16 protein-coding genes are annotated in these 21,235 nt (G+C 58.2%); 7 read left to right on the top strand and 9 right to left on the bottom strand.

Annotated features, from left to right (window positions below):
* The 3 genes from glnD (at position 1) to B3041_RS13465 (ending at position 4,229) form a co-directional block, all read left to right on the top strand.
* Positions 1–2,658: a bifunctional uridylyltransferase/uridylyl-removing protein GlnD gene (gene glnD / locus B3041_RS13475; RefSeq protein WP_292975578.1), complete on the top strand. Its 2,658-nt coding sequence runs from the start codon at positions 1–3 to the stop codon at positions 2,656–2,658.
* 74 nt (positions 2,659–2,732) lie between these two features.
* Positions 2,733–3,557, top strand: a complete 825-nt coding sequence (gene dapD, locus B3041_RS13470) for a 2,3,4,5-tetrahydropyridine-2,6-dicarboxylate N-succinyltransferase (protein ID WP_065650091.1) — start codon at positions 2,733–2,735, stop codon at positions 3,555–3,557.
* Positions 3,558–3,836: 279 nt separating this feature from the next.
* Complete coding sequence (locus B3041_RS13465) at positions 3,837–4,229, top strand: DUF3461 family protein (protein ID WP_065650092.1); 393 nt, start codon at positions 3,837–3,839, stop codon at positions 4,227–4,229.
* Positions 4,230–4,271: 42 nt separating this feature from the next.
* Here the strand turns inward: B3041_RS13465 and B3041_RS13460 are convergent, their stop codons facing one another.
* The 3 genes from B3041_RS13460 to dgt all read right to left on the bottom strand — a co-directional run bounded on the left by B3041_RS13460 (position 4,272) and on the right by dgt (position 8,655).
* Positions 4,272–5,429 carry a CdaR family transcriptional regulator gene (locus B3041_RS13460; RefSeq protein WP_065650093.1) on the bottom strand — a complete coding sequence of 386 codons (1,158 nt, stop codon included), beginning with the start codon at positions 5,427–5,429 and terminating at the stop codon, positions 4,272–4,274.
* 160 nt (positions 5,430–5,589) lie between these two features.
* On the bottom strand, positions 5,590–7,026 hold the full coding sequence (gene degP / locus B3041_RS13455; protein ID WP_065650094.1) for a serine endoprotease DegP: 1,437 nt from the start codon (positions 7,024–7,026) through the stop codon (positions 5,590–5,592).
* 135 nt (positions 7,027–7,161) lie between these two features.
* Positions 7,162–8,655 (bottom strand): dGTPase, encoded by a 1,494-nt coding sequence (gene dgt, locus B3041_RS13450; protein WP_292975565.1) that lies wholly within the window; start codon positions 8,653–8,655, stop codon positions 7,162–7,164.
* A gap of 96 nt (positions 8,656–8,751) precedes the next feature.
* On the opposite strand from dgt, the gene mtnN reads away from it, so the two are divergent.
* The 3 genes from mtnN to B3041_RS13435 all read left to right on the top strand — a co-directional run bounded on the left by mtnN (position 8,752) and on the right by B3041_RS13435 (position 10,607).
* Positions 8,752–9,450: a 5'-methylthioadenosine/S-adenosylhomocysteine nucleosidase gene (mtnN, locus tag B3041_RS13445; protein ID WP_065650096.1), complete on the top strand. Its 699-nt coding sequence runs from the start codon at positions 8,752–8,754 to the stop codon at positions 9,448–9,450.
* Positions 9,443–10,237, top strand: coding sequence for a vitamin B12 ABC transporter substrate-binding protein BtuF (gene btuF / locus B3041_RS13440; RefSeq protein WP_292975560.1), 795 nt, complete (start codon positions 9,443–9,445; stop codon positions 10,235–10,237). Before mtnN ends, btuF begins: the two co-directional genes overlap by 8 nt.
* A gap of 118 nt (positions 10,238–10,355) precedes the next feature.
* Complete coding sequence (locus B3041_RS13435) at positions 10,356–10,607, top strand: hypothetical protein (RefSeq protein ID WP_065650098.1); 252 nt, start codon at positions 10,356–10,358, stop codon at positions 10,605–10,607.
* A 32-nt stretch (positions 10,608–10,639) separates the two neighbouring features.
* Here B3041_RS13435 and erpA read toward each other — a convergent pair whose 3' ends face one another.
* Positions 10,640–10,987: an iron-sulfur cluster insertion protein ErpA gene (erpA, locus tag B3041_RS13430; protein WP_039382693.1), complete on the bottom strand. Its 348-nt coding sequence runs from the start codon at positions 10,985–10,987 to the stop codon at positions 10,640–10,642.
* Between the two features lie 231 nt (positions 10,988–11,218).
* Between erpA and hemL the strand changes: the two genes are divergently transcribed.
* The gene (gene hemL, locus B3041_RS13425) at positions 11,219–12,499 is read left to right on the top strand and encodes a glutamate-1-semialdehyde 2,1-aminomutase (RefSeq protein WP_065650099.1); all 1,281 of its coding nucleotides are present in this window, start codon (positions 11,219–11,221) and stop codon (positions 12,497–12,499) included.
* Between the two features lie 77 nt (positions 12,500–12,576).
* Here the strand turns inward: hemL and fhuB are convergent, their stop codons facing one another.
* The 5 genes from fhuB to mrcB form a co-directional block, all read right to left on the bottom strand.
* Positions 12,577–14,553, bottom strand: coding sequence for a Fe(3+)-hydroxamate ABC transporter permease FhuB (gene fhuB, locus B3041_RS13420; RefSeq protein ID WP_292975555.1), 1,977 nt, complete (start codon positions 14,551–14,553; stop codon positions 12,577–12,579).
* Positions 14,553–15,431 (bottom strand): Fe(3+)-hydroxamate ABC transporter substrate-binding protein FhuD, encoded by an 879-nt coding sequence (gene fhuD / locus B3041_RS13415; RefSeq protein WP_292975552.1) that lies wholly within the window; start codon positions 15,429–15,431, stop codon positions 14,553–14,555. Before fhuD ends, fhuB begins: the two co-directional genes overlap by 1 nt.
* A gap of 9 nt (positions 15,432–15,440) precedes the next feature.
* On the bottom strand, positions 15,441–16,235 hold the full coding sequence (fhuC, locus tag B3041_RS13410) for a Fe3+-hydroxamate ABC transporter ATP-binding protein FhuC (protein ID WP_065650102.1): 795 nt from the start codon (positions 16,233–16,235) through the stop codon (positions 15,441–15,443).
* Positions 16,236–16,278: 43 nt separating this feature from the next.
* Positions 16,279–18,474, bottom strand: a complete 2,196-nt coding sequence (gene fhuA / locus B3041_RS13405) for a ferrichrome porin FhuA (protein ID WP_065650103.1) — start codon at positions 18,472–18,474, stop codon at positions 16,279–16,281.
* A gap of 208 nt (positions 18,475–18,682) precedes the next feature.
* Positions 18,683–21,232 carry a bifunctional glycosyl transferase/transpeptidase gene (gene mrcB / locus B3041_RS13400; RefSeq protein WP_292975547.1) on the bottom strand — a complete coding sequence of 850 codons (2,550 nt, stop codon included), beginning with the start codon at positions 21,230–21,232 and terminating at the stop codon, positions 18,683–18,685.
* Positions 21,233–21,235: the final 3 nt, after the last annotated feature.

Below are 21,235 nucleotides of genomic sequence, written 5' to 3'. Positions count from 1 at the left end.
ATGAGCGGTAACGTGACCGAGGCAGTACACAAAATTCTCACCGATTCACCTGCCGGCTGGGCCGACGACGCCCTGACGCGTGAGCAGCTGAAAGCCGCGCTGGAACAGTTTCAGCACGCGCTGAGCCTCGCTTTTGATGCCGGCAGCGATGTGGAGTCGCTGATCGATACGCGCACGCTATTTATCGATCGCCTGCTGCGACGACTGTGGCGTTTTTTTGGTTTTGATACGCTAAGCGATATGGCGCTGGTGGCGGTAGGCGGCTATGGCCGTGGCGAGCTGCATCCGCTGTCAGACATCGACATTCTGATCCTCAGTCGTCAGCCGCTCAATGAAGCAGCCGCACAGCGCACCTCTGAACTGATCACGCTGATGTGGGACCTGCGGCTTGAAGTGGGACACAGCGTGCGCACGCTTGAGGAGTGCCTGCTTGAGGGGTTATCCGATCTCACCGTGGCGACCAACCTGATTGAGTCGCGTATGCTGACCGGCGACGTCGCGCTGTTTCTTGAACTGCAGAAAAATATTTTCAGCGAAGGCTTCTGGCCCTCGTCACGTTTTTTCGCTGCCAAAATTGAAGAGCAGCAGGAGCGTCATCAGCGCTACCACGGCACCAGTTACAATCTCGAACCCGATATCAAAAGCAGTCCGGGCGGCCTGCGCGATATTCATACGCTGCAGTGGGTGGCGCGTCGCCATTTTGGTGCCACCACGATGGATGAGATGATGGGCTTTGGCTTTCTGACCGAAGCGGAACGCAATGAAATCAACGAGTGTCAGGAATTTCTCTGGCGTATCCGTTTCGCGCTGCATCTGACGCTGCCGCGCTACGACAACCGCCTGCTTTTTGATCGGCAGCTGACCGTAGCGCATCGCCTCAGCTACTCCGGCGAAGGCAATGAGCCGGTTGAGCGCATGATGAAAGATTTCTACCGCGTAACGCGCCGCATCAGCGAGCTGAACCAGATGCTGCTGCAGCTGTTTGATGAAGCGATTCTTGCGCTGCCAGCGACCGAAAAGCCGCGCGCGCTGGATGATGATTTTCAGCTACGCGGCGATCTGATCGACCTGCGCGATCCGGATCTGTTTCAGCGCGAGCCGCAGGCCATTCTGCGCATGTTTTATGTCATGGTACGCAACGCCTCGATTAGCGGGATCTACTCCACCACCCTGCGCCAGCTGCGCCATGCGCGCCGCCATCTGCAGCAGCCGCTGTGCCAGATTGCTGAGGCGCGACGCACCTTTATGGCGATTCTGCGCCATCCCGGCGCGGTTAAACGCGCGCTGCTGCCAATGCATCGTCATAGCGTACTCTCCGCCTATACGCCGCTATGGGGCAACGTGGTCGGGCAGATGCAGTTTGACCTGTTTCACGCCTATACGGTGGATGAGCACACGATTCGCGTGCTGCAGAAGCTGGAAAGTTTTGCCGATGAGAGCACCCGGCCAAAGCATCCGCTGTGTGTGGAACTCTGGCCCCGCCTGCCGCAGCCGGAGCTGCTGCTGATGGCAGCGCTGCTCCATGATATTGCCAAAGGCCGCAACGGCGATCACTCAATCCTGGGCGCGCAGGATGCGCTGGAGTTTGCTGAGCTGCACAACCTCAACTCCCGTGAAACCCAGTTAGTGGCCTGGCTGGTACGTCATCATCTGCTAATGTCAGTCACGGCTCAGCGCCGCGATATTCAGGACCCGACGGTGATCCAGCAGTTCGCCGAGGTAATGCAGAATGAGAACCGCCTGCGCTATCTCGTCTGCCTCACCGTCTCCGATATCTGCGCCACTAATGAGAGTTTGTGGAACAGCTGGAAGCAGAGCCTGCTGCGCGAGCTGTTTTTTGCTACCGAGAAGCAGCTGCGACGCGGCATGGAAAATAGCCCGGATCTGCGCGAGCGGGTGCGCCACCATCGTCTGCAGGCGCTGGCGCTGCTGCGCATGGAGAACCTTAATGAAGAGCGGCTGCACCATATCTGGAGCCGCTGCCGCGCCGACTATTTTCTGCGCCATACGCCTAATCAGCTGGCGTGGCATGCCCGTCATCTGATTGACCATGACCTCAGCCAGCCGCTGGTGCTGGTCAGCCCGCAGGCGACGCGCGGCGGCACGGAAATTTTTATCTGGAGCCCGGATCGCCCCTATCTGTTTGCTGCCGTAGCGGGTGAACTCGATCGCCGTAATCTGAGCGTGCACGATGCGCAGATTTTCACCAGCCGCGACGGCATGGCAATGGACACCTTTATCGTTCTTGAGCCGGATGGCAGCCCGCTGTCACCCGATCGCCACCCGCTGATTATTCAGGCATTGCAGCAGGCGATTACGCAGCAGGAGTGGGTGCCGCCGCGCACCCGACGCCAGTCTGCCCGCCTGAAACATTTCAGCGTGGATACCGAGGTGAAATTTTTGCCGACCCACACTGACCGGCGCAGTTATCTGGAGCTGATCGCGCTCGATCAGCCGGGTCTGCTGGCCCGGGTGGGCGAAGTGTTTGCCGATCTTGGCGTATCGCTGCACGGCGCGCGCATCAGCACCATTGGCGAACGGGTCGAGGATCTCTTTATCCTTGCCAACAGCGAACGGCGTGCGCTGAATGCAGAAATGCGTGATGTGTTACAACAACGGTTGACAGAGGCCCTTAATCCAAACGATAAAGTGTCCTGAATCACACTGCACAGATAAATTGAATCCTGTCCGGACACGTCCGGGCATCCGTATGACAGACTCAGGAAATAGCTATGCAACAGTTACAGAGCGTTATTGAATCCGCCTTTGAGCGCCGTGCTGACATCACGCCCGCCAGCGTCGACAGTGCCACCCGTGATGCGATCAATCAGGTGATTGACCTGCTGGATAGCGGCGAGCTGCGCGTCTCTGAAAAAATCGATGGCGAATGGGTAACGCATCAGTGGCTGAAAAAAGCGGTGCTGCTGTCGTTTCGCATCAATGACAATCAGGTTATGGAAGGGGCTGAAACCCGCTTCTATGACAAAGTCCCGATGAAATTTGCCGGCTGGGATGACGCGCGTTTCAAAGCGGCAGGTTTCCGTGTAGTGCCGCCTGCGGCCGTGCGCCAGGGCGCTTATATTGCGCGTAACACCGTGCTGATGCCCTCTTACGTCAACATTGGGGCTTTTGTTGATGAAGGCACCATGGTTGATACCTGGGCCACCGTGGGCTCGTGTGCTCAGATTGGCAAAAACGTGCATCTTTCCGGCGGCGTGGGTATCGGCGGTGTGCTGGAGCCACTGCAGGCTAACCCGACCATCATTGAAGATAACTGCTTTATCGGCGCACGCTCTGAAATCGTTGAGGGTGTGATTGTCGAAGAGGGCTCAGTGATCTCGATGGGCGTTTACATCGGGCAGAGCACTAAAATTTACGACCGTGAAACCGGTGAAGTGCACTATGGTCGCGTTCCGGCCGGTTCAGTGGTGGTCTCTGGCAACCTGCCGTCGAAAGATGGCAGCTACAGCCTCTACTGCGCGGTAATCGTGAAAAAAGTGGATGCTAAAACGCTGAGCAAAACGGGTATCAACGAACTGCTGCGTACCATCGATTAACCTCCCGGCGTTATTCTTCTTCTGATGACGGTACCGGAAACAGTGCCGTCATTTTTTCTTTACAGCCTGCCTGATATAACCTGTTTTGCGCCGCAAATTAACTGGTGCGTTTACTTTTCAAACAGTTCATAATCCGCGCCAGTTAATGCCGTACGCGCACTGTCTGACCCGGTTTTTCGTCTAAAGTTTATAAGTATGCCGTAAGCGTTCCGGATCCAGCCTGGAACGATTGATGACATGTCTGCGCGCTCACTCACTCTCAGAGGGAATTTAAACGCCATGTATGACAACCTGAAAAGCTTAGGTATCAGCAATCCTGAAGACATCGATCGTTACAGTCTGCGTCAGGAAGCGAACAATGACATCCTGAAAATCTATTTCCGCAAAGATAAAGGTGAGTTTTTCGCCAAGAGCGTGAAATTCAAATATCCGCGCCAGCGCAAAACCGTGGTGGCCGAGCATAACGGTCAGGGTTTCCGTGAAATTCAGGAGATCAGCCCTAACCTGCGGTATGTTATCGATGAGCTGGATCAGATTTGCCAGCGCGATCGGGTTGAAGTGGATCTGAAGCGCAAGATCCTCGACGATCTGCGCCATCTGGAGAGCGTGGTCTCAAATAAGATCGCTGAAATTGAATCCGATCTCGATCAGCTGACCCGCAACAGTCGCTGATCGGTTTACTGACCGCTTTCAGGCCAGCGCAGCTGGCCTTTTTTATGCCTGTTCATCCAGCTGCAGCGCCACATACAGCAGCAGCCGATCGTCAAAATTACCGAGATCCAGCCCGGTCAGCTCTGAAATCCGGTTCAGGCGATACTCCAGCGTATTGCGATGAATAAACAGCGCGCGTGCCGTGGCGCCAGGCTGTACGTTATGGCTGAACCAGGCAAGCAGCGTTCGCCGCAATAAACCGTTGGTATCGATGCTTCTGAGTTTTTCCAGCGGGCGTGCCAGTTCACCGGCCTGCCAGCCGCCACGCAGGCTGTCGAGCAGTACCGGCAGCACCAGATCCTGATAAAAAAAACTGCGCTGCTCCGGCATACGCTGCTTACCCACTGACATAGTGGTGCGGGCTGTACGCCACGAGCGCGCAATGCCGCCCGGACCTGGAAAATAATTGCCCAGCGCAATCCGCATGCGCACCTGGCCGCTTTCTCTCATGCGCTGCAGCAGCTGGTCAACGCGCCGGCGGTGATCGTCGTGATCGTAACGGCCGTGAGCGTTCAGCGCGGGTTTCAGTACCACCATCTCCGTCAGTGATACAATGGCGATCAGGTTATCGCGATCCGGTGTGGTAAGCAGCGTTTGCAGCTGCTGCAGCTCTGACATTGCGCTGTCCACACCGAGCTGGCCGCTATCCACTTCCACCACCGCCACCACGCGTGGCTGGTTAAGATCGATGCCCAGCCGCTGCGCCCATTCGTTCAGGGTTGGCGAGAGCGTGTCACTGCGGATCAGGTTGAGCACCAGCTCTTCACGCAGGCGGCTATCCTGCGCCAGCAAATGCAGCAGCCGCGCCTGCTCCAGCATCATCTCTGCCGTCATGCAGACCAGTTCACCATAGTGCCGCAGGGCAGCAGGTTCTCCGGTCAGCCCGATAACGCCCACAATACTGCCTTCAATACGCAACGGCAGGTTGATGCCAGGCCGCACACCGTGCAGATGCTTGGCTACCGCTTCATCGATATCCACTACCCTGCCCTGCGACAGTACCAGCAGCGCGCCCTCATGCAGCTCGCCGATACGTTCACGGTCGCCGCTGCCGATGATGCGCCCGCGCGCGTCCATCACATTGACATTGCTGTCGATAATTTTCATGGTGCGCGCAACGATATCCTGCGCCAGACGCGCATCAAGATGAGAAGTTGCCATGGATCACTTCCTGAGCAAGAGGCAAACCGACAGAATACGCATCCTGATGGCTGCTGACATTGTGCAATTGCACATAGTGGCGGAGAGATTGCGGGAAATGTTACCGGGCGCACAAAAGAAAAAAGGCGAGCCGCAGCCCGCCCTGTTTATGCACCGGGAATTACTGCATCAGCAGATAAAGCGACGCGTCGCCGCGCAGAATGTTGAGCGCCAGTACAGGCGGTTTCGTGTCGAGGATTTTACGCAGTTCGCCCAGGTTGCTGATCGCCTGCTGGTTAACCCCGAGGATGATGTCACCTTTCTTCAGGCCGATACGCGCGGCCGCGCTGCCTGCTTTCACGCTGTCAACGCGCACGCCTTTATGGCCATTGCTCTCCACATTACTGAGATCGGCGCCTTCAATACCGGTGTAAATAGTCGCCGACTGTACTTTGTCTTTGGTACTCTGCTGCAGCTCAACTGTCACGCTCTGAGATTTACCCTCGCGCAGCAGACCCAGCTGCAGTTTGGTGCCCGTCGGCAGCGAGCCCACTTCGGCACGCAGGGCAGCAAAGCTGCTCAGCGGCTTGCCATTCAGTGAAACCACTACGTCGCCGGCTTTTACGCCTGCTTTTGCCGCCGCAGAACCTGGCAGTACCTGGCTGACAAAGGCGCCGCGCTGGGCATCAACCTTCATCGCTTTCGCCAGTTCTGAGTTCAGCTCGGTACCAAGGATCCCCAGCTCACCGCGTTTTACCTGACCAAACTCCACCATCTGCGCCGTCAGGTTTTTGACCATCGAGCTGGGAATAGCAAAGCCGATACCGATGTTACCGCCATCCGGTGCCAGAATAGCCGTGTTAATACCAATCAGCTCGCCGTTCAGATTAACCAGCGCGCCGCCCGAGTTACCGCGGTTAATGGCGGCGTCGGTCTGAATGAAGTTTTCATAATTTTCCACATTCAGGCCGCTGCGTCCCAGCGCAGAGACAATGCCGGAGGTCACGGTTTCACCCAGCCCATAGGGATTGCCAATGGCAACGGTGTAGTCGCCTACCCGCAGCGTATCGGAATCGGCCATTTTAATGGCGGTCAGGTTTTTAGCATCCTGCAGCTGGATCAGGGCAATATCAGACTGCGGATCTTTACCGATTATTTTAGCTTCATAGCGGCGACCATCGCTGAGCTGAACCTGAATTTTTGTGGCGTTATCCACTACGTGGTTATTGGTAACCACGTAGCCTTTTTCAGCGTTAATAATGACGCCGGAACCCAGCGCGCGGAATGGCTGTTTTGGTGCATTGCCGGGTGCGCCCTCATCTGCACCGCCGCCCTGGCAGAGCGGCGATCCCTGAAACGGGGATCCATCCTGACAGAACGGTGAATTATCGCCAAAGAACTGCTGGAACTGCTGCGGCATACGCGGGGTGTTTACCGCCGTACTGCCCTCAACGTTGATGCTCACCACGGAAGGCATCACTTTTTCCAGCATGGGTGCCAGGCTTGGCAGCTGCTGACTGGAGGAGGAAGCCGTCTCAGCGGCAAACACTGCAGCAGGCGCGCACGCCATACTCAGACTCAGTGCCAGCGCACTCAGCATCAATCTGTTTTTTTTCATTCGTTTTTTCTCTCTGAAAGTTGCAGCCTGACCATTGCTGTGGCCGTCATAACGGAGATAAATTTTATACGCAAAAAAGACGATAAAGTTTTGCCTAAAGGTAAATATTTATGCGTCATCTTTACAAAACTGGCCCTATTCTACTGCCATCATCCGGCGATATTCATCCCATGCGTAATTATCTGTCATGCCGCTGATATAATCCTGAATAAGACGAAAGCGATAATAGCGCTCCCACAACAGCCGCTGATATTTATGTTCTACAATGCGCGCACGCATCTGCTGCTGATATGCTTTTCGGTGTTTGCCGGAAAGTTTATGAAACAGGCGCGTTTCAATAGGATGACCCGCCAGATAATCGTCATTCATTAACGTAGTAAATTGCTCATAATCGAGCTGCATCAGCGATTGATAGATTTCCAGCAGACCTTTAATTACCCGGTAGCCCTGCAGCTCCAGCTGCTCTACCTCAGGATGATTGAATACCTGCTGGCGCGCCACGGTTTTAAACAGCTTCAGCAGGCGCCCTTCATCACCGTCATCTTCCAGCAGGGCGTGATTGAAATTGCCGGTAAAAATTGCCGGCAGGTTATCAACAAAGCGCCGCACGGCGTGACCCACCAGCAGATTCTGCACATTGACTCGCAGTGACATAAAAAACTGGTCGCTGATGCTGCGCCGTTTTTTCTGATTCGCCTCTTTCCAGGCTTCACCAATGGTGCGGCTAAATGCATCACCGGGAATAAGCGGCCCCCAGGCTTTGACCAGCGCGTGATAGAGCGTATCCACGGTAAATATTGCTTTTTCAACGGCGTCATCCAGATCGGCAATACAGTATGAAATATCATCAGCCGCCTCCATTATCCAGGTCAGCGGGTAGCGATGATGTTCTGCCAGATCGGTGGCGGCGCGCAGCTCTGCAATATATTCCCGTTCAGAGAGATAAAAGCCGGGTTTTTTCATCAATACGCTGAATTCAGCCGGCTTCTCCCCCTGCCACCAGGCAGGCGCGGTATATTTCAGAATGCAGGCGACCTGTGCATAGCTGAGGTTAAGCTGCAGCAGCGTATGGACCAGCCGAATCGCCTGCGCATTCCCCTCAAAATTGCACAGATCCTGACGAATCATTGCATTCAGTTCGCTAAAGTCAGCCTGCTGCTCGTCGCTGGCCACGCCGGCAACCAGCGGATCGACCAGTTCTGCCGGCAGATTATCTTCAAACCAGTCATTAATCGCCGCTTCGCCAAAATGACCAAACGGCGGGTTGCCGACGTCATGCAGCAGACAGGCCATCTCGACCAGCGTCTCCGCAGCGCCTTCAAAACCGTCCAGGCCATACAGCTCCAGCCCGCCGCCCTGCGTTTTCAGGGTATGCAGGATCTCTTTGGTGATGTAACGCCCGGTCTGCTGGACTTCCAGCGAATGGGTCAGCCGCGAGCGCACCGCTGCGTTACGCTCCAGCGGAAATACCTGGGTTTTCTGCTGCAGCCGGCGGATAGCGGCGGAGTTAATAATCCGGCCGCGATCGCTCTCAAAATGGCGGGTAATCGCGTATTCGCCTTCCGGCGCTTTACGGCTGGTATAAGGGCGCGTGAAACCGATCTTCTTCCTGAAATTAATCGCCACCATAGCGGGCCCTCTTTTTGGTGAATTCATCGCTTTGAAGCCATGATAGACTATGCCTCAGTTTCCTCTTAAACATCTATAAACACAGCGAGATTCTTTATGAAAGCAGGCATTATTGGCGCGATGGAGCAGGAAGTTACCCTGCTGCGTGACAAAATTGAAAACCGTCAGACGCTGAAGCTGGCCGGCTGTGAGATCTATACCGGTACCCTGAATGGTGTTGAGGTTGCCCTGCTGAAATCAGGAATCGGGAAAACGGCTGCCGCGCTGGGCACAACCCTGCTGCTGCAGCTCTGCAAACCCGATCTGGTGATCAATACCGGCTCCGCGGGCGGCCTTGCGCCGACGCTGCAGGTCGGGGATATCGTGGTATCCGATGAAGTTCGCTACCACGATGCCGACGTCACGGCTTTTGGCTATGTGCCGGGCCAGATGGCAGGCTGCCCGGAAGCGTTTGTAGCGGACAGCCAGCTGGTTACGGCCGCAGAGCAGACGATCAGCGAGCTTCAGCTGAACGCCGTGCGCGGGCTGGTGGTCAGCGGTGACGCGTTTATCAACGGTGCAGAACCTTTAGCCCGCATCCGCTCGCTGTTCCCGCAGGCGATCGCCGTGGAGATGGAAGCCACCGCCATTGGCCATGTCTGTCATCAGTTTAACGTACCGTTTGTGGTGGTACGCGCGATCTCTGACGTGGCCGATAAAACATCCCACCTGAGTTTTGATGAGTTTCTCAGCGTGGCAGCCCGACAATCCTCCCTGATGACAGAACGCCTGCTGGCCCGGCTGACGCATGGCTAAGTGGTTGTTCACCGGGCTGCTGCTGCTCTGCAGCGGCCTGGTTTTTGCTGCTCCGCGCGTTATTACCCTCGCTCCGCATCTTACAGAAATGGCCTTTGCCGCCGGTATCACACCGGTGGCGGTCAGCGCCTGGTCCGACTATCCATCCGCTGCCCGGACGCTGCCACAGGTGGCGAACTGGCAGGGCATCGGGATTGAGAAGGTGCTGCAACTGAAACCGGACGTGGTACTGGCGTGGCGTGGCGGTAATCCGGCCCGTCAGATTGAGCAGCTGCAGCATGCTGGCGTCAATGTGATATGGATTGATCCACAAAGCCTGGATGAGATGATTGATGTCGTGCAGTCGCTGGCGCGCTGGAGCCCGCAGCCGGAACAGGCTGTTTCAGCGGCGCAGGCGCTGCGGGCACAGGCGGCGGCATTGCGCCAGCGCTACCGGCACGCTGACCCGGTGGCGCTGTTTCTGCAGTTCGGGCAACAGCCTTTGTTTACCGCTTCACGAAATACGCTGCAAAATGAGATCGTTACGCTGTGCGGCGGGCAGAATATTTTTGCCGACAGCAGGGTAAGCTGGCCGCAGGTCAGCCGGGAACAGGTGCTGACACGGCAGCCGCAGGCGATTGTTATCGGCGGTGATACCGCTCAGGCCGCCAGCGTCCTCCGGTTCTGGCAGCCGCAGCTCAGCGTCCCGGTGATTGCCATCAACCCTGACTGGCTGAGCCGTCCCGGTCCGCGCCTGCTGCTGGCGGCGCAGCAGCTCTGCTCTGTTCTGCATCCGGTAAAAAAATAAGCGTAAACGCATAAAGTTCAGCCGGTATTTGTCGACAATTAAGAAAGCAGGCACGGCAGCCACGTAAGCTCTGTGCCCTTTTAGCGCAACGCGCTTTTGACTACACCAGGAATTAATCATGACCCGAGCTGTGCTGCTGGCCATCATGCTGGCGGGCGCTGCGTCCGCCACGGCGGCAGGCACCACCGGCTCGATTGCGGTGTCGCTGACTATCGTGTCACGCTGCACTGTCTCATCCGCCGGTGCACCCGGGCTGCCCGCCGCTGACTGCGGCGGCGGCAGCGGCGCTCAGCCGCGTATTTCCCGGCAGACGCTCACCGGCGATGCGCGCCGGCACGACACAACACAATTAGTCACTATTGAGTGGTAGGACTGGCTGCCGGAACGGCAGCCAGATCGGCATCAGATGCTGAAAGAGGAGCCACAGCCGCAGGTGGTTTTAGCATTGGGGTTGGTAACAATAAAGCGCGAACCTTCCAGACCTTCGGTGTAGTCCACCGATCCGCCCACCAGGTACTGCAGGCTCATCGGATCCACTACCAGCGATACGCCCTGCTTTTCGATGGTCATATCACCATCGTTCATCTGGTCATCAAAGGTAAAACCGTACTGGAAGCCACTGCAACCGCCGCCGGTGATATAGACGCGCAGTTTCAGCGCCGGATTCTCTTCATCCGCAATCAGATTTTTTACTTTGTTGGCTGCTGCATCGGTAAACTGCAAGGGCAGCGCTGCTACGTCATCACTCATGTTTTACTCCGGGTAAACGTCCAGGTCAGAAAACAACCTTAATCACGCTATTATCTGCCAGCCGCCCGGTGCAATCAAGTAGCGCCCTTGACACTGTGTGCCCCTGAAATGAACTACAGTTTAAACCCTGAGTGCGCGAGGCCCCGGCTGCGCGCCGCGTGACGGTTCACCGTCGCGGCATCTTCCCGTAGAATGGCGGGAAGATTTTTTCCAAACAGCTGGAGCCGAACCATGAGTAAGTCAGAAAATCTGTACACCGAAGCGCAACGTCTTATTCCCGGCGGCGTGAACTCCCCGGTGCGCGCGTTTACCGGTGTTGGCGGCGTACCGCTGTTTATTGAACGCGCCGACGGTGCCTTTTTATATGACGCAGATGGTAAAGCCTATATCGACTATGTCGGTTCGTGGGGCCCGATGGTACTGGGTCACAACAACGCGACCATTCGCAATGCGGTCATTGAGGCTGCTGCGCGTGGCCTGAGCTTTGGTGCGCCGACGGAAATGGAAGTAAAAATGGCGGAGCTGGTGTGCGAGCTGGTACCGAGCATGGATATGGTGCGTATGGTGAACTCCGGTACGGAAGCGACCATGAGCGCCATCCGTCTGGCACGCGGCTTCACCCATCGCGACAAAATTATTAAATTTGAAGGCTGCTACCACGGCCATGCCGACTGCCTGCTGGTTAAAGCGGGTTCCGGTGCGCTGACGCTGGGTCAGCCGAACTCTCCTGGCGTGCCGGCTGATTTTGCCCGCCATACCCTGACCTGCACCTATAACGATCTCGCCTCCGTGCGCGCGGCGTTTGAACAGTATCCGGACGATATCGCCTGTATTATTGTGGAACCGGTCGCCGGCAACATGAACTGTATTCCGCCACAGCCTGATTTCCTGCCGGGCCTGCGCGCGCTGTGCGATGAATTTGGCGCCCTGCTGATTATCGATGAGGTAATGACCGGTTTCCGCGTGGCGCTGGGCGGCGCCCAGGCCTACTACAACGTGACGCCTGACCTGACCTGTCTCGGTAAAATCATCGGCGGCGGCATGCCGGTCGGCGCATTTGGTGGCCGCCGTGACGTGATGGACGCGCTGGCACCCACCGGCCCGGTCTACCAGGCGGGCACGCTGTCAGGTAACCCGATTGCGATGGCAGCCGGCTTCGCCTGCCTGACACAGATCGCCCAGCCAGGCACGCACGCCACGCTGACCGAACGCACCACCCAGCTGGCTGAAGGCCTGCTGGCTGCCGCACAGGCAGAAAATATTCCGCTGGTGGTTAACCACGTGGGCGGCATGTTTGGTCTGTTCTTTACCGATGCTGCCAGCGTAACCTGCTACGCAGATGTCACCCGCTGTGACACAGAGCGTTTTAAGCGTTTCTTCCATCTGATGCTGGATGAGGGGATCTACCTGGCCCCATCCGCTTATGAGGCGGGCTTTATGTCGCTGGCGCATACGCCGGAAGATATTGAGCGCACCGTTGCTGCGGCACGGCGCTGCTTTGCGCAGCTGTAATGGTTGCTCTGAAGAGCGCCCAGCTCTGCCCTGACAGGCCATAACAAAAAGGTGCGCCGCGGCGCACCTTTTTTATATCACGCCCGGCGCAGCAGCCAGATAAAATAGGGGGCGCCAAAGAAGGTTGCCATCAGCCCTGCCGGGATCTGATCCGGAAACGCCAGCATTCTGCCGCACCAGTCAGCGACCAGCATCAGCCCGGCGCCGATCACGCCAGCCATCATCATCTGCGGCAGCGCGCGCCGGAAGCCGAGCATCCGCACAATATGCGGCGCCATCAGCCCGATAAAGCTCAGCGGTCCCACCGTCAGCGTTGCGGCAGCGGTCAGTGCGGCCGCCAGCAGCAGCAGCAGCAGCCTTGAGGCAGTCAGCGACATCCCCGCTGAACGGGCGGTTGCGCTGCCGAGCGGCAGCAGCGTCAGCCAGCGGCTTGCCAGGGGCGCCAGCGCAACCAGCACCAGAGCGATAGCCGCACTCTGCAGCGCCTGCGGCAGCGTAATGTTATAGGTGGAGCCCGAGACCCAGCTCAGCAGCCCCGCCATGCGCGGATCGCCACTCGCCATCAGCAGCATCAGCAGCGTCGCAAACGCGCTGTTCAGCGCCATCCCTGCGAGCAGCATACGCTGCGGTGAAAAGCCCCCCCGGCTGGCAACCAGCATAATCACGCCGAGCGTTAATGCGCCTCCGGCTATCCCTGCCGGCAGCAGCCACGCCAGCGCATCGCCTGGCACAAAAAACAGCATCAGCACGACGCCGCATGCCGCCCCGGAGCTGATACCCAGCACTTCCGGGCTGGCCATCGGGTTGCCGGTCAGACGCTGGATCAGCGTGCCCGCCACGCCCAGCATTAACCCCACCGCCAGCGCCGCCAGCACGCGCGGCGCGCGCCACGGCAGCAGCTGCTGCAGCATGTCACCGCTGACCCATGCCCAGCCTGTGGCGTTACGACCAAAACTGATCCCCGCAATCGTCAGCAGCAGCAGCACGGCCAGCCCCGTCAGCACCCAGTGCAGGACACGCTGACGCTCGGCCGGCACCCGATCGCCGCTGTTCATTTCCGGCGGCTGAGACCCGGCACGCAGTCGCGGCAGCAGCCACAGCAGCAGCAGCACGCCGGTCAGCGCCGTCGCCGTCCCGGTCGAAATCTCACGCCAGTACACCGTGAGCCACTGCACCGACTGATCGGCCAGCCACAGCAGCAGGGCGCCAATCAGCGGAGCCAGCAGAATGCGGCTGAGCAGCCGCCGCGCGCCCAGCATTTTTGCCAGCAGCGGCGCAAACAGGCCGATAAAACCGATAATGCCGGCAATGTTCACCAGCTGCGCGCTGAGCAGAATTGCCAGCGCAAGCGCGGCAACGCGCGCGACGGAAAGCGACAGGCCAAGATTTTTTGCCACGCTGTCATCCAGTCCCATCAGCGTCAGCGGACGCAGCAGCGCCAGCGTCAGCACAAACGCCAGCAGCAGCCGGGGCCAGAGCAGCGCCACGTTGTGCCCGTCCAGCTGATTAAGCGCCCCGGTACTCCAGAGGAACATATTCTGCAGCTGATCGTGATTAAAAATGGCAAAGACCTGATTAACCGCGCCGGCGTACAGGCTTAGAACCAGCCCGGCAAGGATCAGCGTCACCGGTGAAAGCCGTCTGCCCCACGCCACGCCAAACACCAGCACGCCGACCAGCAGCGCCCCGCCTGTCGCGGCAAACTGCTGCGTAAGCTCACCACCCGGCAGCTGCCACAGCGTGGCAACGGTAATGCCCAGCTGGGCGCCGGAGGAGATGCCCAGCGTGGCAGGCTCTGCCAGCGGATTACGCAGCACCTGCTGAAACAGCAGGCCCGCCAGCCCCAGTCCGGCACCGAGCAGCAGCGCCAGTGCCAGACGCGGCAGCAGACTGTAGTGAAATACCATCTGATGAATTGCATCGGTATCGGGCGTGAAAAGCGCCTGCGACCACTGCGACAGCGGCAGCGTGTGCTGCAGGTTGATACCCGTCAGCAGCAGTGCGACAGCAAACAGCGTGCTCAGCAGCGCCGCGGGAAACAGAGAGATACGCATTAGCGGGACTCCAGCGCGCTTTCCAGCACGCGTACAAAACGCAGGGCGGCCAGCGTGGTGCCGTAATACCATACGGCCGGTACGCGCCGGAAGCGGCCTGCGCGTACAAACGGCAGCGCCTGCCACAGCGCAGTGCGGGTCACCTGCTGCATATCGCGTTGATTATCGTGGTCAAAGCAGAGCACTTCAACGTTGCCCACCTCTGCCAGCCGCTCCAGGCCAATCACCGCGCTGCCCCAGTAGCTGGTTTCTCCCTGCCAGGCGCTGGTAAGGCCGAGCCGCTGCATCACATCAAGAAACAGGCTGTTTTGTCCGAAGACAATGGCGTGCCGGCTGTCGAGCAGCGACATCAGCAGGATCGGGCGTCCGGCCCATCGCTGCAGGCGCGTCCTTGCTGCCGCCAGCTGCTGTTCTGTCTCCTGCAGATGCTGCTCCGCCTGCGCTTCGCGGCCAATGCGCGCACCCAGCTGCCGCAGCGAGCGTTGTGCGGCGCTGAACGGTTTACCGTCACCGCTGTGAAGCGAAAAACCCAGCGTCGGGGCGATGTGCTGCAGCGTTTCTGCTGTCGGACCAAAGCCGCTATAGTACAGAATCAGCGAGGGCTCCAGCTGCGTCATCAGCTCCAGATTAGGTTCACCACGCAGCCCGATATCAATCGTGCTGGCGGGCAGCGGCGGCTCGCCAACCCAGATGTTGTAGTTATGCACGTCAGCCACGCCGAGCGGCGCCACACCCAGCGCCATCAGCAGTTCAGCAGAGAGCCACTCCAGCGCCAGAATGCGTGAACGATCCGGCACGGCAGCACGCAGCGGCGCGCACTGCATTAACGGTGAGAGCGCCAGCGCCGTCAGCAGACGACGACGGGTCAGTGAGATCATCCCTGCTCCTCAGCAAACAAAACTGACGGGTGCGCCGCCCTGCGGGTGCGGCAGTATGCCCATCGGAATGCCATAGATAGTGCCCAGCACGTCAGCCTGCATGATTGCCTCCGGCTCGCCTTCGGCGATAACCTCGCCCTGACGCAGCGCTACCAGCCGGTCGCAGTAGCGCGCCGCCATGTTGATATCGTGCAGGACGGCAATCACGGTGAGTCCGCGTTCGCGGCTCAGCCGCTGGATCAGTGCCAGCACCTCAACCTGATGCGCAATGTCCAGCGCCGACGTCGGCTCATCCAGCAGCAGACAGCGGCTGTTCTGCGCCACCAGCATCGCCAGCCAGGCGCGCTGACGCTCGCCGCCGGAAAGGCTATCCACCAGGCGGCCAGCAAAGGGTTTCAGCCCCACCAGCGCAATCGCCTCTTCCACCCGGTTGCGATCTTCTGCACCGTAACGTCCCAGCGCACCGTGCCACGGGTAGCGCCCCATTGCGGTGAGTTCACGCACCGTCATGCCTTCGGCTGCGGGCAGCTGCTGGGGCAGATAAGCAACCTGACGCGCAAACGCTTTGCTGTTCCAGTGCGCCACCGGTTCATCGTTCAGCAGCACCTGCCCTGCCGTCGCGGCATGATGGCGCCCCAGCATTTTCAGCAGCGTTGATTTTCCCGAGCCGTTGTGGCCAATCAGTGCGGTGACTTTCCCCGGCGTAAACGTCAGCGACAGCGGATGCAGCAGCGTACGCCCCGGCACGTGAAAGCTGGCATTCTCCAGCGCAAAAGTGGTTTCGGCGTAGTCCGGATGCAGCATGGTACTCCCTGGCTAACGGGCGCAGCGCGCCCGGATATCAGTTTCAGAAACGGAAGGTGGCGGTGCCGACGATACGGCGCTCAGCGCCCCAGTAGCAGGCGTAGTCGCGGTAGCAGCTGGCCACGTAGTCACGATTAAACAGGTTGTTGACGTTGACGCCCACAGTCGAACCCGGCAGGCCGAAGCGACCCAGATCGTACTTCAGCGCGGCGTCTACCGTGGTGTAAGCGGCGACATCGAAGTTCTGGTTCGCGTTGCTACCGCTGGCATACAACCCTTTGCTTTCACCGACGTAACGCACACCGGCACCGATAGTTACGCCCGATAGCGCCGTGTCATGGAAGGTGTAGTCGCCCCACAGCGATGCCATGTGCTTCGGCACTTGCACCGGCGTGCGGCCTTTCAGCAAGTTATCTTCGGTGTATTCCGCATCGGTGTAAGAGTAAGCCGCCGTCAGGTTGATGCTGGCGTTCACCGCGGCTTTCGCTTCCAGCTCCACGCCGCGTGAGCGAATTTCGCCGCTCTGCACGCTAAATTGCGGATTGTTGGGATCGGCCGTCAGGTTTTTGGTTTTGGTAAGCTGATACACAGCGGCCGTCATAACAATCGGACGATCTTTCGGCACGTATTTTACGCCTGCCTCATACTGCTTAGCGCGTGAAGGATCGAATGCCTGACCGTCCCCTGTCGCACCGGCATTCGGAATAAACGCTTCGCTGTAGCTGAAGTAAGGTGCGATACCGTTATCGAATACGTAGTTAAGCCCACCACGCCAGGTAAATGCCTGATCATTCTGGCGGTCTACGGAATTTTCCACCCGGTCGGTAACGGAGTTCATCGCGTAATCGTAGCGGCCACCGAGCGTTAACACCCAGCGGTTCCATTCCATTTGATCCTGCGCATACAGGCCGGTCTGGCGCTGCTGATTTAAATGCTGATAAGGATTGGTATAAGGCGTATAGCTGTCATCACCATATTGCGGATTGAATGGGCTAAGGCCACTGGCGACACCAAACTGACCATCAATATCGTTACGGGTGCGCTGGAAATCAACGCCCAGCAGTAAGGTATGAGCTAAATCACCGGTAGCAAAGTTAGCCTGAGCCTGCGTATCAACCGCGAACTGGTTGAGTTTCTCTTTCGAGAATGCCGCATTACGGGTAATACGTTGATTATCAGGGTTATAACCAAAGCCATAAATGCTGCGGTAATCCGTACGCAGTTCGGCATAGCGCAGGTTCTGCCGTACCGTCCAGGTATCGCTGAAGCTATGCTCAACGCTGTACCCGACCATTTTGGTGTTGCGCGAAATCTTGTTGCTGTCTTCGCCTTCATCAAAATCGGTCGGCAGCTTGTAACTGCTGCCGTCCGGGCGGGTGATGCCCACCACCGTGCCTTCGCGCGGCAGCCAGCCGTAATAGCCGGTTTCCGGTTCATTCTGGAAGTAAGTCAGCAGGTCAAAACGCGTATTTTCGTCCGGACGCCAGCTGAACGAAGGCGCAATGGTGTAGCGCTTCTCTTTATTACGTGCCTGCTGCGCATCCGCGCTGCGTGCGAGACCGGTCAGACGATAGCTGTAGACGCCTGCGTCATCGAGCGCACCGCCAAAATCGAAGCCGGTTGAGAACAGATTGTCATTGCCCATCTGAAACTGCACTTCACGCAGCGTCTCCTGCGTAGGACGCTTGCTGACCAGCGCCACCACGCCGCCCGGATTACTTTTTCCATAGAGCACCGATACCGGGCCGCGCAGCAGCTCCGCACGCTCCAGGAAGTAGGGATCGAGGGCGAATTCTGAGTAGTTGTCGCCCTGCAGTTTCAGGCCATCCAGATACTGATTGGTATTGGTTTCGCTGAAGCCGCGAATCGAGAGTGCGTCAATCACGTCAGAACTGCCGCGGTTACCGGTCAGTACGCCAGGGGTATAGTTGAATGCCCCTTTAACGCTGGTGACGGCATGCATCGCCATCTCTTCCTGCGTCACAACCGAAACCGACTGCGGGTTTTTCTCAATCGGCGTATCGGTTTTGGTGCCGGTGGCGCTCTGCTTCGCCGCAATGGTCGGGGCCGGGCCCCAGGCGCTCTCCTGCGCCACCGCGCCGGTATCGCCAGCGGTGACAACAACAGTCTCTTCTGCCAGCGCCTGCGCGCTCAGCGTACCCAGTGTTAACGCAATGAATAAAGCCAGCGGGCGACGAGGCGTCAGCACCGGCCGGAAAAAAGTAGTTCGCGCACTCATGAAGGAGTCTCTCAACAGATGAACAATGCGGGCGAATGAAAACGATAATGATTATCAGACGCAAAGATTCTAGGCGAAGCTGCGCGCGATCTGCAAGATGTAATCTGCGCTAACGGCCCGATCGCTGCCCGATTGCAGCAATTTTTGATCGCGGATAAAAATCAGAGACAAAAAAAGGGCGCCGGAGCGCCCTGTATGAAGGGATGACTTATTTACTGCCGAACATATCTTTGATCCAGCCCGCCACGCCGTCAGAATCCTTCTGTTCATTCTGCTGCTGAGGCTGCTGTTGCTGTTGCTGTTGCTGCTCAGGCTGCTGTTGCTGCTGCTGCTGGAACACCTGCTGCTGCTCCATCTGCTGCTGGCAGAGCGCGGCCGGATCCAGCGTCCAGACAGGCAGTGAACGCCAGGTGCTGCTGCCGGATCCGCATACAAAATTACCTGCCGAATCAACGTTCATCTGCGTGATATCTTCCGGCGGCGTCAGCACCAGCGGCATCGGTGCCTGATTATCGAGATAGCGACGGTAGATCTGCATTGCGCCGCTGGAGCCATAAAGTTTCGACGTCTGGTTGTTATCACGTCCGACCCAGGTAATCGCCACTTCTTTGCCATCAACACCGGCAAACCAGCTGTCGATCAGATCGTTGGTGGTGCCGGTTTTGCCCGCCAGATGTGCTTTAGGATAGCGCGCGCCCAGCGCATGCGCGGTACCGCGTTCCGCCACCTGCTGCATGGTATAAAGTGTCAGATAGGCCGCCTGAGCAGGCTCCACGCGCTGTGCCTGCGGGAAGCTCTGGAACAGCACCGAGCCATCTTCGGCAATCACCGAACGCACCGCTGACAGATCAGCGCGGTTGCCGCCGCTGGCGATTGACTGGAACGCCTGCGCCACTTCCACCGGCGTCAGGTTCAGCGCCCCCAGCAGCATCGCCGGCACCGGGTGCAGCTGATCTTTCGATACCCCCAGTTTATTCCAGGTATCCACTACCGCATCCAGTCCCAGCGTCATACCGAGATTAACGGTGGGTACGTTCATGGAGTTAGTCAGCGCATCCACCAGCATCACTTTGCCGCTGAAACGACGATCGTCGTTCATCGGCTTCCAGACGCTGCCGTTAGGCTGCTTCAGCGCAATCGGTTCATCCGCGATCCAGCTGTTCAGCCGGTAGCTGTTAGGCTGACTCAGTGCGGTAAGATAGGTAGCCGGTTTGGCCAGCGAGCCAATAGAGCGGCGCGCCTGCAGCGCACGGTTATAGCCGGCAAACTGCGGATCGGAACCGCCCACCATGGCACGCACTTCACCGCTGAAACGGTCTACCACTACCATGGCGGTTTCCAGATCTTTCAGCCCGCGCTGTTTTTTCAGCGTCGGAATGCCCTCTTCTACCGCCTTTTCCGCCGCGTCCTGTGAAACCGGATCGAGCGTAGTGAAAATTTTCACGCCCGAGAGATCTTTTACCTTATCGCCCAGCTTCGCCTGCAGTTCATTACGCACCATCTGCATAAAGGCGGGTTGCGGGGTGATCACGCCACCTTTCGGCTGGACGCCCAGCGGACGCGCCGAGAGCATGTCATACAGCTCCTGATCGATCACCTGCTGCTGCTGTAACAGACGCAGCACCAGATTACGTCGCTCCAGTGCCAGCTTTGGATTACGCCACGGGTTGTAGAGCGAGGCACCTTTTACCATCCCTACCAGCATCGCCTGCTGATCGAGGCTGAGCTCATCAACCGGACGCCCGAAATAGTAGAGGCTGGCCAGCGGGAAGCCGCGGATCTGATCGTTACCGGCCTGGCCGAGATAGACCTCATTGAGATAAAGCTCAAGGATGCGATCTTTGCTGTAACGCGCATCCATGATCACCGCCATATAGGCTTCGCGCGCTTTACGCCATAGTGAACGCTCATTGGTCAGGAACAGGTTTTTTACCAGCTGCTGCGTCAGCGTACTGCCGCCCTGCACCGCTTTTCCGGCGGTGATGTTGGCGAGAAACGCACGGCCAATTGAGTAAGGGCTGATCCCGTCATGCTCATAGAAGTGACGATCTTCAGTCGCGATCAGCGTATCAACCAGCAGATCCGGGAAGCCGGCACGCGGCACAAACAGACGCTGTTCGCCGTTAGGCGACTGCAGCATGGTGATCAGGCGCGGATCGAGACGGAAGAAGCCGAAGTCGCGTCCGGTATCGAGATTTTTAATGCCGGACAGCTCATCATTACTGAAGGTCAGACGCGCGTTAATCTGTCCCTCTTTACTGTCCGGAAAATCAAACGGCCGGCGCAGCAGATCGATGGTGTTACCTTTGACGCTGAACTCGCCCGGACGCGTAATGCGCGACACTTCGCGATACTGCGTGCCTTCCAGCAGCGCAATCATCTCTTTCTTGTCATAGGCCATGCCAGGCTCAAGGCTGACCATGCGTCCGTAGACGGCGGCAGGCAGCTGCCAGACTTTGCCATCAATACGGCTGCGGATCTCGGAGTCGAGATAGACACCCCAGGCCGCCATCACGACAACAACGATCAGGAAGAGCTTGATCAGCCAGCCTAACCAGCGGCGTTTGCCGCGCTGCGGACCTTTCCCTCTTCCTTTACTTTTCGGTGGCACCGGAGCGCTCTCCTCATAATCATCATCAATATCAGTTTGCCCGATGTGACCATCAGGCTCTTTGCGGGTCCCGCGCCGCGCGGTCGTGCGCGGCGGCTTTGGCGCTTTTCCTTTGCGCCCAATAGGTTCGCGATCGTTCCCAGACATACT

The sequence above is a fragment of the Pantoea sp. UBA4549 genome, assembly GCF_002387285.1.
Taxonomy (GTDB): domain Bacteria; phylum Pseudomonadota; class Gammaproteobacteria; order Enterobacterales; family Enterobacteriaceae; genus Pantoea; species Pantoea borealis.
The sequence above is the reverse complement of the archived record's forward strand: the minus strand, read 5'-3'. Positions and strand labels throughout refer to the sequence as shown.